General features: G+C 40.8%; 17 protein-coding genes. 2 read left to right on the forward strand and 15 right to left on the reverse strand.

Annotated elements, in window-relative coordinates; genetic code table 11:
* Positions 1-6: 6 nt before the first annotated feature.
* Both V7S50_RS08275 and V7S50_RS08280 read right to left on the reverse strand, forming a co-directional pair.
* Complete coding sequence (locus V7S50_RS08275) at positions 7-189, reverse strand: sporulation protein Cse60 (protein WP_000621751.1); 183 nt, start codon at positions 187-189, stop codon at positions 7-9.
* Position 190: 1 nt separating this feature from the next.
* The gene (locus V7S50_RS08280; RefSeq protein ID WP_098760220.1) at positions 191-427 is read right to left on the reverse strand and encodes a DUF2553 family protein; all 237 of its coding nucleotides are present in this window, start codon (positions 425-427) and stop codon (positions 191-193) included.
* A 253-nt stretch (positions 428-680) separates the two neighbouring features.
* Here V7S50_RS08280 and V7S50_RS08285 point away from each other — a divergent pair, with 253 nt between their 5' ends.
* Positions 681-1,175, forward strand: coding sequence for a CarD family transcriptional regulator (locus V7S50_RS08285; protein ID WP_080468432.1), 495 nt, complete (start codon positions 681-683; stop codon positions 1,173-1,175).
* Between the two features lie 74 nt (positions 1,176-1,249).
* Here the strand turns inward: V7S50_RS08285 and V7S50_RS08290 are convergent, their stop codons facing one another.
* From V7S50_RS08290 to moeA, 7 genes are all read right to left on the reverse strand, one after another.
* On the reverse strand, positions 1,250-2,035 hold the full coding sequence (locus V7S50_RS08290; RefSeq protein ID WP_063222434.1) for a glucose 1-dehydrogenase: 786 nt from the start codon (positions 2,033-2,035) through the stop codon (positions 1,250-1,252).
* Between the two features lie 13 nt (positions 2,036-2,048).
* Complete coding sequence (glcU, locus tag V7S50_RS08295; RefSeq protein WP_242252434.1) at positions 2,049-2,906, reverse strand: glucose uptake protein GlcU; 858 nt, start codon at positions 2,904-2,906, stop codon at positions 2,049-2,051.
* A gap of 33 nt (positions 2,907-2,939) precedes the next feature.
* The gene (locus V7S50_RS08300; protein ID WP_242252432.1) at positions 2,940-3,362 is read right to left on the reverse strand and encodes a DUF3888 domain-containing protein; all 423 of its coding nucleotides are present in this window, start codon (positions 3,360-3,362) and stop codon (positions 2,940-2,942) included.
* Between the two features lie 93 nt (positions 3,363-3,455).
* Positions 3,456-3,689, reverse strand: a complete 234-nt coding sequence (gene moaD, locus V7S50_RS08305; protein ID WP_063222431.1) for a molybdopterin converting factor subunit 1 — start codon at positions 3,687-3,689, stop codon at positions 3,456-3,458.
* A gap of 2 nt (positions 3,690-3,691) precedes the next feature.
* Positions 3,692-4,156 (reverse strand): molybdopterin synthase catalytic subunit MoaE, encoded by a 465-nt coding sequence (moaE, locus tag V7S50_RS08310; RefSeq protein WP_242252431.1) that lies wholly within the window; start codon positions 4,154-4,156, stop codon positions 3,692-3,694.
* The gene (gene mobB / locus V7S50_RS08315) at positions 4,153-4,668 is read right to left on the reverse strand and encodes a molybdopterin-guanine dinucleotide biosynthesis protein B (protein WP_242252430.1); all 516 of its coding nucleotides are present in this window, start codon (positions 4,666-4,668) and stop codon (positions 4,153-4,155) included. Before mobB ends, moaE begins: the two co-directional genes overlap by 4 nt.
* Entirely contained in the window at positions 4,638-5,927 is a 1,290-nt protein-coding gene (gene moeA, locus V7S50_RS08320) for a molybdopterin molybdotransferase MoeA (protein WP_242252429.1), read from the reverse strand. The genes mobB and moeA overlap by 31 nt, the downstream gene beginning before the upstream one ends.
* A gap of 83 nt (positions 5,928-6,010) precedes the next feature.
* Here moeA and moaC point away from each other — a divergent pair, with 83 nt between their 5' ends.
* A complete protein-coding gene (gene moaC / locus V7S50_RS08325) occupies positions 6,011-6,496 on the forward strand; it encodes a cyclic pyranopterin monophosphate synthase MoaC (RefSeq protein ID WP_063222427.1) in 486 nt (161 codons plus the stop codon).
* A gap of 38 nt (positions 6,497-6,534) precedes the next feature.
* On the opposite strand, the gene V7S50_RS08330 is transcribed toward moaC, so the two are convergent.
* The 6 genes from V7S50_RS08330 to V7S50_RS08355 form a co-directional block, all read right to left on the reverse strand.
* Positions 6,535-7,548 (reverse strand): molybdopterin-synthase adenylyltransferase MoeB, encoded by a 1,014-nt coding sequence (locus V7S50_RS08330; RefSeq protein WP_199677844.1) that lies wholly within the window; start codon positions 7,546-7,548, stop codon positions 6,535-6,537.
* 16 nt (positions 7,549-7,564) lie between these two features.
* Entirely contained in the window at positions 7,565-8,578 is a 1,014-nt protein-coding gene (gene moaA / locus V7S50_RS08335) for a GTP 3',8-cyclase MoaA (RefSeq protein WP_242252427.1), read from the reverse strand.
* A 173-nt stretch (positions 8,579-8,751) separates the two neighbouring features.
* Complete coding sequence (locus V7S50_RS08340) at positions 8,752-11,589, reverse strand: BclA-related collagen-like exosporium protein (protein WP_336375985.1); 2,838 nt, start codon at positions 11,587-11,589, stop codon at positions 8,752-8,754.
* Between the two features lie 119 nt (positions 11,590-11,708).
* Positions 11,709-12,032, reverse strand: a complete 324-nt coding sequence (locus tag V7S50_RS08345; protein WP_063222423.1) for a hypothetical protein — start codon at positions 12,030-12,032, stop codon at positions 11,709-11,711.
* Between the two features lie 20 nt (positions 12,033-12,052).
* Positions 12,053-12,277: a spore germination protein gene (locus V7S50_RS08350; RefSeq protein WP_000512464.1), complete on the reverse strand. Its 225-nt coding sequence runs from the start codon at positions 12,275-12,277 to the stop codon at positions 12,053-12,055.
* 78 nt (positions 12,278-12,355) lie between these two features.
* Positions 12,356-12,661: a rhodanese-like domain-containing protein gene (locus tag V7S50_RS08355; protein ID WP_242252422.1), complete on the reverse strand. Its 306-nt coding sequence runs from the start codon at positions 12,659-12,661 to the stop codon at positions 12,356-12,358.
* Positions 12,662-12,767: the final 106 nt, after the last annotated feature.

The following is a 12,767-nucleotide window of genomic DNA, read 5'->3' on the forward strand; positions in this document are numbered from 1 at the left end:
TCTTTTTTATGCTTTATAAACGATCATTGCTGAAAAACAATAAATTTGATTTTCGTCATCGTTAATGGAAACACCGACTTGGTACTTAATATCTACAAAGTTACTATCATCAATCTTTTTCAAAAAAACATTTACAGCGTCTTCTAAGTCTTTTTCGTGACTTTCATCAAACACTTTTACACGAATCATGTTAACACCATCCTAGATCGCAGCCCTCCGCCGCTTGATTATTGCCACGGTGCGTATCTATGATGCGATAAAATTTTCCGTTTTCATATATATATCCGTCTTCTAACACATATTGTTTACCTTCAGTATAGACATAAAACTTACCTATCATAAATTTACTGGTATATAATTCCAAATAATCTGATCTAAATTTAGCTACCACTTTATTTGTAATATCAATTTTTATTGTGCGCCCCACCTTCTCTCCCTCCTTTGCAAAGAACGGATTTAGGTATATTGTATTAGCGATTTTACATTTTATGCTTAAAAATAAGTGGATATGCCTTCTTTCTTCACCTGCACTATTTTTCTAAAAAATCATCAATAAGTCAGGACAAAAAATATAAATAAAAAAGACCTTTTACTTATTGACTATAACATTAACATTATGGTATTATATAAAATTTGACATTTTTATTCACTTGTGCTATCATTAAAGATGGTTACCACATATGGAGGTGGATGATTTGTTTCAAATTGGTGATAAAATCGTTTATCCAATGAACGGCGCAGGAGTCATCGAAGCCATTGAAGAGAAAGAAATATTAGGGACTACCCGTCAATATTGTGTGATACGTATCATTAGTAAAGATATGCAAGTAATGCTTCCTATGGATCAATTACAAAAATCAGGTATTCGTTTTATCGTAGATAAATGTACGTTAGATGATATACTTCTTGAATTTCAAAACGGGGAGTCAGATACATCACTTTCCTGGAAACAAAGATATACAATGAATATGGAAAAAATGAAAAACGGCAATCTGCAAGATAGTGCAGAAGTTGTTCGAGACTTACTTCGCCGTAATAAAGAAAGAGCTTTAAATGCGAGCGAAAAACAAATGCTAGATAATGCACGTAAAATGATGATTAGCGAAGTTGCGCTCGTACAAAACGTTTCTGAACATCAAGCGACAGAATTTCTTCAAGAAACAATTAATCATTAAATTTAAAATAGCTAATCGCTATTTTTTTTTGCAAAAAAAAGGACAAAGAGATCAAACTCTCTGTCCTTTTCATATTATCCACGCCCAGCTTGGAACGATGGATATAAAGTCATTCCACCATCTGCAAATAACGTAATTCCAGTCACGTAACTCGCCTCTGATGAAGCGAGCCAAGTTGCTACTGCTGCAATTTCTTCTGGTTTTCCAATGTAACCCATTGGTATCATACTTTCTACGTCAGCACGCTTTTTAGGATCAGCAAACTTTTCGGCATTAATTGGTGTATTTATTGCACCTGGACCAATATTATTTACTCGAATACCTTTCGGTGCATATTCTAACGCTAACGTTTCTGTCATCAGTTTAATACCGCCCTTACTCGCTGCATAGTGCACAAATAATGGCCATGGAATTTTCTCATGAACACTAGACATATTAATGACAGATCCTTTAATATCGTGTTCCACAAAATATTTAATCGCTTCACGACTTCCTAAAAAAGCTCCTGTTAAATTCGTATTGATTACTTTATTCCAATCTTCAAGCGGCATTTCATGCGATGGTACCGCGTTTTCTATCCCTGCATTATTAATCATAACGTCGAGCGTACCAAACTCTTTTACAGCAGATTGAATGAGATTCGCAACATCCGATTCACTCGTGACATCACCTTTTACAGCAATCGCTTCTCCGCCTACTTTTTTAATTTCTTCTAGTACATCATGCGCTTCTGACTCTCGTGAGCGATAGTTAATCACTACTTTCGCCTTCTCCTCAGCAAACCTTACTCCCATCGCTCTCCCAAGACCAGTTGCTGATCCTGTAATAACGACAACCTTCCCTGCTAAATCACTATACATTCCAATACCTCCTTTAACTTTTTGCAATACCTAACATAATTCCGGCTGCAATAATAAAAACGATACCGACAACAATCCCCGTTAATTGACGTTTCGTTTTTCTTTCACCTAATATAAGAATCCCACCAAGCGTTGAAATAATAATTCCCATTTGTGATAGAGAAAAACTTGTTGCCACTCCGACACGCGGCTGAGAAATAAATAAAAACATATTTCCAGCTGCCCAAATTAATCCCGGAATAATATTTCGTAGCGCATATTTATTAAATGGATGATGTTTAAAAGTAAGCAAAATCCCTCCTAACACCATACCAACTGCTTGTGGCAATAAAGCTGACCAACCATCTACATGAAATAGTCTAATCACTACTACATAAACTAAGTAACCAACTGTTGAAATCAATAAAATGATAATGCCCTTTTTAAAATTCCCCGCTTGCTCTGCGCTCTTTTCTTCTTCACTTTGAAGTGATGTTAAAATAACACCGATAATAATACAAACGAGAGCCAAAACACCAAGGACAACTGATATTGTCGTAGACCACTCATGAAATACGATAACTCCAAATAAAGTCGTCGCAACTAATTGAAGTCCTGTTGAAATAGGCATGGTCCTCGAAACGCCCATTAAATCAATACTTTTTAATTGATTCGCCTGACCAAGTGCCCAAAATAAACCTGACACAATCCCAACTCCAATAACAGTAGGAGTTAATACTGGCTTCATAAAAATATAAACAACAATCGAGAAAATAAGTGCGCCAAGTGTTGTACCAAGCGTTTGACTATACGGTCCCCCGCCCAGTTTCACGTTAAATAGCACAATACTTCCCCAAAATATAGCTGGTAAAATCGCTAAAAGTATGTCCATCGCTCATTACCTTTCTTTACGAAATGTCTTCAGTTACCGTTCTACACCATTAGAATGTGCTTTCATTTTTGCCTTCGCCCGTGCACAAACCTTTTCTGCGATCGCACTAGACACATTTTTTTGTCGCTCAACTTTCTTTATCTTTATGTGATCTAAATTGTCTTCCAAGGTAAGTGTAACTTTGTCATTAGGCGGGTTATGTGCACCTTGAAATGTGAGAAATTGTAAGGTCACTTCAAATCTAGGAACGAACTCATCTTTCTTACCGAGACGCTTTATATTTATAACGGAATCACATTCATATTGATCTTCTGTCGCTTGCCTTATCACAGAGTAATATCTATTTAATAGCGCACTTTCTAAAAGTTGTTCATCCGATTCTTTTGCCAAAGAATAGCTTGGCAAAAAGGAAAAGATAGAACATATCATTGTTAGCATTACACATAGTTTTTTCATAACGCCCTCCTTGTTCTATACATTAGTGTTCTCAAAACTGCCATAAAAAAACGACTTTCCCCATTCAGGAAAGTCGTTTTAATGAATCCAATATTAACCACCGCTCACTGGTGGGATTAGTGCAACAACATCACCAGATTGGATCTTATCATCTTCATTTGCATATTCTTCATTAATCGCAACCATAATTGGCGCTGTTACTGGTACATTATATTCTTTCGCAACAATATCTTTTAACTCTGCAACCGTAATATTTTCTTTCTCTATTTGTAATTCACTTCTTCCTGCTTCCTCTTGCAAGTTCGCAAATAACAATACTCGAATCATACTTATAGCTCCTTCCCAGGCTCTCCCGCCGGATATGGCGTTTTTTCTAATTGATCACCAATCCAAGAGTCACCATCTTCCCAAAATTCCTTTTTCCAAATTGGAACAATTTGTTTTATACGTTCCATAATATATTCATTCGCTTCATAGGCCGCTTTACGATGCGGTGTTGAAACAACAACAACAACCGCGATATCAGAAATTTGCAGTGTACCGATGCGATGTGTAATTGCAACGTATGTACCGGGCCATTTTTCTTTCACTTCTGAGCCAATTTTCTCTAGCATCTTTTCTGCCATCGTTTTATAAGCGACATATTCTAAGTATAATGTACGACGCCCTTTCGTAAACTCTCTAACCGTTCCAATAAATGTTGTAACAGCACCACATTCGCGGCGAATAACCTTATTCGCTACCTCTTCAATTGAAATTTCTGTATCAATTACTTCATAATACGTATGTGTCATTTCGAACTCCTTACCGTTTGTAAAAACCAGTCTATATACAACTCTTCTTCTGTTATATGAAATACTTTATATTCTTCTCGTAAGTTTGCCGGAGCATCATGCCACGTAATAACCGCTACTATATTTTCTACTTTATGTAAAAGTTCAACGTCTTCTTCAGAACGAAGTAACACCACTTTCGAATAGCTCTCTTTTTTATAGCCCTCAATTAAAATTGTATCCACTTCAAAAAACTCGTATAAGCGAATAATTTCTTGCAAGGACCATTCCTCTCTTAATGACGACAGTGAAAGTAATCCAGCGCCTTCTACACTACTTACGACAGCACCGGCCTTTCGATGCCTTTCACTATCTTTTTGCGCTACTTCTGGAAACCCTCCATGCCCGTGATGTTTAATTGTAGCAACTTTCATTTTCCGTTCAGCTAATCCATGCACAATTTTCTCTACAAGTGTTGTTTTCCCGCTATTTTGATACCCTACTATTTGTAAGATTGAAGGGGCTTTGCCCATGGCCAATCACTTCCCTCAGCGTGCTCTAGCAATAATACAGACACTTTCATCCCTGCCTCAAATCCTCTCGTTCCTCCAGGCAACACAATAAAAGCATTTGCATCCGCAAGTGAAGATACAGCACTCGATTTATCTAAACCGACCGGCATCGCTTGTAATACCCCGTCCACGATTGCCACCTTTGCTCTTACAAAACGAGTAAACGGATTTGGCTTTGGAAAATCTTTTTGTAAAATAGCATCAGCTCTATATACGTGAGGCTCCTTCTCATACAAATATGTTTTTATAACCGGATGTACAAATAGCTCAAAGCCTACGTAGCAAGCTGATGGATTTCCTGATAAACCGAAAAGTAACTTTCCATCAACTTCAGCTACTGTCGTAACACTTCCTGGTCTCATTGCTATTTTATTAAAAAGTACATTCGCCTGTAATCTTTCATAAATAGCTGGCAAGTAGTCATAGTCTCCTACCGACACCCCGCCTGTCGTAATTAAAATATCAACCTCATTCATCGCCGATTGAACAGCTGTAAAACACGCCTCTAACTCGTCGGCAAGTTGGCCATAATAACGAACTTTCCCTCCAGCTTTCCTAATTTGAGCTGCAATCATATAAGAGTTACTATTCCTAATTTTCCCCGGCTGTAACGACTCATGTACTTCTAGTAATTCACTTCCTGTCGTGACAATCCCAACAACAGGCTGTTTTACAACCTTCACAGTACTATATCCAAACGTCGCTAATAAGGCGGCAACACCTGGATTGATTACAGCACCTTTCTTAACAAGAACTTGATTTTGTTTTATATCTTCTCCTTTAAATGACACATTGTCACCACTATTAAAAGGACGCTTTAACTTCATATATGTTTTTCCGTTCTGCTCAAAACCTTCCGTTAGTTCTAGCATTACGACTGCATTACAATCCGCTGGAATAGCTGCCCCAGTCATAATACGAACCGCTTTAAAAGGCCCTACTTCATCTAAAAAAACAGATCCCGCTCCGATTTCTCCTATTACTTCAAATTCAACTGGATTTTCTTGCTTTGCTTCTTTCGTATCTTCTGCTCGAATTGCAAAACCATCGTAAGGAGAACGATTAAAATGAGGGACATCATGATCAGAGACAACATCCTCCCCAAGAATCCTCCCGTAACTTTCCGTAATAGAAACCTCTTCTACTTCACCATTCTTCGCATATTCCATTACCCTCTCTACTGCCTCAGCAACTTGAATTGGAATTCGTTTTTCTACCATCGTTTCTCACCTCATATTTGCAATTTTTTTTATCTCGATTAAACTTTATATATTAAATAGAAATTACTTCAAGGAGGAATTCCATGTCTTCATTTACACACTTTAATGACCAAGGACGCGCGAAGATGGTTGATATAAGCGACAAAAAAACAACCGTTCGAACAGCAATCGCATGCTCTAGCATTATCGTTACAAAAGAAATTTACGATAAAATCTCTCACAATGAAATTGGGAAAGGTGATGTATTAGCAGTTGCACAAATCGCAGGTATTATGGCTGCGAAACGCACTTCTGATATTATTCCAATGTGCCATCCTTTATTATTAAAAGGGGTTGACGTTTCTTTCGATTGGAAACAATCTGAAGAACAATATCGATTACTTATTGAAGTAAAAGTTAAAACAGAAGGTAGCACCGGTGTTGAAATGGAAGCTTTAACAGCTGCTTCCGCTACCGCTCTTACCGTGTACGATATGTGTAAAGCTGTTGATAAAGGTATGATTATTGGCGAAACGTACTTACTTGAAAAAACAGGTGGAAAAAGTGGAGATTATACGAGAAAGCCTTAATCTTCTCTCTGTTGAATCTAAAGGGTTTCCCTTTAGGTTCAACCTATATATCTTGCATATAAACGTTTTGCTACATTTATATCATTCGTCCCATGAATAAACGCCCTGCCATCTGTAAATAAAACAAAACGAAATTCCTCTACCGGAAATGATAATAAATACGGAGTAGCTTTTACATCCACACTTCTTTGTAAGCGCTTTTTAATTTCTTCTAAATTAAATTCATTCCGTACACCTGGACGGATTTGTACTGTATTTCGGCCACATAACACTTCTGTTTTCGTTTGTGCTTCAAATGTTAAACTCGGATATGTACGTAATCTTCCGCAAGATAAACACGTTTCTTTTTTCTGCCTATTCACTTTAAATGCCATCTGTTGATTATTCCAAAGATCAAACGATAGCATGGTTTCACGAAGTGCCCCGAAGTCTTCTACTAATATTTTCAGCGCTTCCGTTATTTGGTGCGCAACTACTAATTGCACTGCCGGCTGTATAATACCAGCCGTATCACATGTTGCCCCACTCGCCGGATGCTCCATTAAACAGCGAAAACACGGTGTTTTTCCTGGTAAAATTGTATACGTTACTCCGTAACTTCCGACACAACCACCATATATCCACGGAATATTATACTTTTGTGAAATATCATTAATAAGAAGACGCGTTTCAAAATTATCTGTCGCATCTAATATTAAATCTACATCATTCACTAACTCTTCCATTTCTTGCACCGTTACATCCGTTACAACCGGATTTATTTCCACCTCAGAATTAATTGCTTTTAAATGTTCTGCCGCTGCTACCGCCTTCGGTTTATACTGCTTTGCGTCTTCTTCTGTATATAATTGTTGTCTTTGTAAATTGCTCCATTCTACATAATCACGATCCGCAATTGTTATTTTTCCAACCCCTGCTCTAACAATCGCTTCTGCATTCGCTGCACCGAGAGCACCAGCACCAATAATAAGCACATGCTTCTCTCTAATTTTTCTCTGTCCTTCTTCTCCAACACCAGAAAATAATATTTGTCTTGAATATCGCTCCTGCATACGATATCCCCCTTTCTTATCCTCCTATATAAGACATTTCAATTTTCGGACGATTCTTCGCACTTTCTTCTGTCCGTTCATCCGAATACCTATCTTTTCTATTCATCCATACATCTTGTATAACGCTTATTAACTCATCATCCGAAAGATTCCCTCTAAGAAGTTCCCTTATATCGAGTCCTTCTGTCGCAAATAAGCAAGTATAAAACTTTCCATCTGCCGAAATTCTCGCTCTCGTACAAGAGGAACAAAATGACTCAGAAACAGAAGTAATAAAACCGACTTCGACGTTTGTTCCAACGTAACGATATCGCTTCGCAACTTCACCGAAATAATGTGCTTCAGCTGGCTCAAGCGGATACACGCTATGAATCATCTCAATTAACTCTCGCTTCGTAACGACTTGATCAAAATTCCATCCATTTGTACTACCAACATCCATGAACTCAATAAACCTAAGCGTGATTCCTTGCTCTTTAAAATATGCAGCCATTGGAAGCACTTGATGATCGTTCATCCCTTTTTTCACAACCATGTTTACCTTTACATCAAGACCGGCCTCTTTTGCAGCCATTATTCCCTTTATAACAGGTTTCGTATTGATATTCCGGCCATTAATATCCTTAAATATATCGTCATCTATTGCATCCAAACTAACATTTACTCTATGTAATCCAGCTTCTTTTAATGCTTTTGCTTGTTTCGTTAAATGAATCGCATTTGTCGTTAACCCTATATCTACTAATCCATCAATTTTCACGAGACGCGCAATAAGCTTTGTTAAATCTTTACGAAGTAGTGGCTCGCCACCAGTAAGTCTAATTTTTCGTACACCGATACTAACAAATAGTTTTGCTAAACGTTCAATTTCATCAAACGTCAGTAAAAACTCATCTTTCAAAAAAGCATAATCTGGCCCAAAAACTTCCGCTGGCATACAATATGTACATCTAAAATTGCAACGATCAATGACAGATATGCGCAAATCTTGAAGTGAGCGTCCAAAAAAATCTGTAACCATCTCCTGCATCGCCACCCTCCCTTTCTGCCAAATTTCTCTCTTTTCATTCTATTATAATATATTTTCGAACTGCGATGTTTTTGCTCAAGTGAATAAAGTGAAACTTTCCTAATCAATGAGACTACATACAAATAATGAGATAAAAAACCTTGAAGCATAAAAGCCCCAAGGTTTTCTTCTTATTAACTTAATCTAATAATCGTTAGAGTAGCTCCTGGCGTTGCCGTAGATAATGTAGCTATTGCAATTAATCCAAACAATTGCAGACTAATGGCAGCTCCAGCAGGCAAGCTAGTAATTATTGTTGCACTAAATGAACCAGTAGCCAAAGTCGGAGCGTTTATCGTTCCAGCAAGCGGACTACCATTTACAGTTATACGTGAACTTACGAGTAAAGAGGCTGTTAAATTTATTGTATAAGCTATATAGTAATTTCCTGCATTCGCAACTGTGAATACAGTATTCGTACCATTCACAGTGATTCCTGGACCAATATTTTGATTGTTCGGCAACGGTACATTCGTACCACCTAACAGAACAGAAATAGCACTTCCTGAAGTATTATTCGCAAATGCATATGTTGCAGTTGTACTAACTCCGGTTACACCCGTTGCTCCAGTCGCTCCGGTTGCTCCAGATCCAATTGGGCCGGTTGGACCCGTGTCCCCTGTTGTGCCTTGTGCACCCGTTGCTCCCGTTGCTCCGGTTAAACCTTGTGCACCCTGTATGCCCTGCGGACCTTGAATTCCTTGGGGACCTGTCGCTCCAGTCGCTCCCGTTGGACCTTGGATTCCTTGCACTCCTTGGGGACCTTGTACTCCGGTTGCTCCTGTATCCCCTGTTGGACCTTGGGGACCTTGTAACCCTTGCACTCCTTGGGAACCAGTTGGACCTATTTCGCCTTGAACGCCTTGAATTCCTGTTGGGCCTTGTGGACCGGTCGGACCCTGTATACCTTGTATCCCTTGAATCCCCTGTGGACCTTGTGCTCCGGTTGCTCCGGTTGCTCCTTGAATCCCTTGGGGACCTTGTTCCCCTTGGATTCCTTGGGGACCGGTTGGACCTTGGATTCCTTGTGGACCTTGAATCCCTTGCGGACCTTGTTCTCCTGTTGCCCCCGTTACTCCTTGGATTCCTTGCGGACCTTGAACTCCTTGTGGGCCGGTTGGACCTATGTCACCTTGCACTCCTTGAATTCCTTGTGGGCCTTGCAACCCCGTAACTCCGGTTGCTCCCGTTTCTCCTGTCGCTCCTGTCACTCCAGTTGAGCCCGTCGCTCCGGTATCTCCTGTTACTCCTGTCGAACCGGTTGCTCCTGTCGGGCCAGGTGGTCCACCTGATGGACCTGTCACTCCCGTCGGACCTGATGGACCTGTTGGGCCAGTCGGTCCGGCGGGTCCTCCAGAAGGACCAGTTATCCCTGTTGGACCTGTTACTCCTGTTGGGCCTGTAGTTCCTTCCCCTGTCGCCCCTGTTATACCGGTATCTCCAGTTACTCCTGTTGGACCTTGGACTCCTTGAATTCCCTGCGGACCCTGGACTCCTTGCGCACCCGTCGGTCCTTGTATCCCTTGAATACCTTGAACTCCCTGTGCTCCCATTGGACCTGTTGGACCTATGTCACCTTGCACTCCTTGAACCCCTTGCGGACCCTCTGGACCTGTTGCTCCTATATTCCCTTGAACACCTTGAATTCCAGTTGCTCCTTGTGCTCCGGTTGCTCCTGTTACACCTTGAATCCCTTGTATTCCCTGTATTCCTTGCTGGCCTTCTGGTCCTGTCGCTCCTACCGGCCCTTGTATTCCCTGTATTCCTTGCTGGCCCTCTGGACCAGTTGCTCCAGCTGGTCCTGGCACTCCTTGTATTCCTTGCGGACCCTGAAGTCCTTCTGGCCCTTCTGGACCTGTTGGTCCTATCTCACCCATCGGACCTTGTATTCCTTGAACTCCTTGTGGTCCCGTTTCTCCTGATGGACCCCGTACTCCTTGGATTCCTTGTGGACCTTGATCTCCAGTCACTCCTGTTGCACCTTGAGGTCCTATAGCCCCCTGAATACCTTGTGGACCTTGATCTCCAGTTGCTCCCGTTACCCCTTGAATCCCCTGAACCCCTTGGATTCCTTGCTCACCAGTTACTCCCGTCGGGCCAGGAATACCTTGAATACCTTGTGGACCTTCTGGACCTGTTGGCCCAATTGGCCCTTGAACCCCTTGGATTCCTTGCAGTCCCTGTGCTCCTGTTTCTCCTGTACTTCCAGTCGGACCTGTATTTCCCGTTACTCCAGTTGCACCTGTACTTCCTGTTGTCCCTGTATTTCCTGTTGCTCCCGTCGCACCTGTACTCCCACTCGGTCCGCCCCCCGGACCTGTCGCACCAGTTGGCCCCGTTGGACCAGGAGGTCCTCCAGATGGACCTGTTATCCCTGTTGGACCTGTTATGCCAGTCGGACCAGTAATCCCCTGACCTGTCGCTCCGGTTGCTCCCGTATTTCCACTCAGTCCTTGTGAGCCTTGTATCCCTTGAGGTCCTTGTATTCCTTGCGAACCAGTTGCTCCTGATATTCCTTGCACTCCTTGGATTCCTTGAGGTCCCTCAGGTCCAGTAGCTCCAATTGGCCCCTGTAATCCCTGTATCCCCTGTATACCTTGTGCCCCAGTCGCTCCGGTTGGACCAATCGGACCTTGTAACCCTTGCACCCCTTGAGGGCCTGTCGCTCCGGTTGCTCCTTCTGGTCCCCTCAATCCTTGTGGCCCCTGCTGTCCTTCTGGACCAGTTGCACCCATTTGTCCAACTGGTCCTTGAATCCCTTGGACACCTTGAGGACCTGTCGGACCCATCTCCCCCATCGTACCTTGCAATCCTCTTGGTCCTTGTGGGCCAGTCGGACCTTGTGGACCGGTTGGACCAGTAATCCCAATGCCAGTAAATCCCGTTGGAACAGGAGGAAAAGTAGGTCCAATAAGATTTGGTGAAATTCTGAAATTAGAGTTTAATGAATTTTGTTTATCGCGCTCTTTCACACTTCCACCACCTACACACCATCTTTTTTACATGAAACAAACCTCTTCTTAATATGTATTTATAAAAACAATCTCAAAGACTATTTTTATTTCAAATAAATAAAAACCCCCTTAATTTCTTAAGGGAGTCCTGCAGTTGAATCCATATTATCTGTATTCGGAACAGCTTGCGCTATACCCGATGTATTTACACTTTGCCCCATATTTGTTCCTGGTACAGTACCAGCAGGAGTACCCCTTGTATATGTTGTCGTCACAGAATCTCCCGGCTGTAAACAAAGCTTCGTCTCCGTCCCTATTACTGTAACAACGTCGATCCAAGTGCACCCCATCGAACCACTATACGATTTCGTAGCAGTAAATGAAGTATCGCTCAAATTATCACCGGTAAATATATTTCCAGTGTTATTCACAATAACAAACTCTTTTATATGAGCAGGCATAATCACACTCTACCTTTCCTCTATGAACCTAATGTACGTGTACTCGTTGCTAATGGCGGAAGAAACACTGATGTTCTAATCACTGCTTCTGACTGTCTTTTCCCATTTAAAAAAATAGCCGCACTCGACCCTCCAGCACCTGCATATACCTTTGCTACAGCTAAAGGTGAGATATCATAACAGTCACCAACATTAACAGCCCCTGTATTATTTATAATTTTTACTTTCCGCAAGTTAATCCCCATTTATCTATCCCCCTTTTGTACACTGTATGCAAAAGAAAAAAACTTGAAACAGACTCGTTTCAAGTTTTTAACTATTAACTATTTCGTTTCACCTTCATATTGAAGCATACCGCCCACCATGTTCACTGTTTTAAAGCCTTGCTCATTTAAATAATGACATACATTTTCACTACGCATTCCCGAACGGCAAATAAAGATATATTCATTCTCTTTATCAAAAAAATCTACTCTATTTGGGATATCGCCCATTTTAATATGTACAGCTTCTGGAATCTTTCCTGCCGCAACTTCTTCATCTTCCCTCACGTCTACTAAAAATAACGTTTCTCCATTTTCTAAACGCTCTTGCACTTCTTCTGTAGTAATTGTTTTAAATTCTGTCATATGTCGTTCCTCCTTATATACAATAAAACCTTTAGTTTCTTCTTTAAATAATCATTCCTCATCAATTTTAGCATGCGAAAGAAAGAACGCAAAGAACTGAGAATTT

This window comes from Bacillus sp. CCNWLW194, from assembly GCF_037120585.1.
GTDB lineage: Bacteria > Bacillota > Bacilli > Bacillales > Bacillaceae_G > Bacillus_A > Bacillus_A basilensis.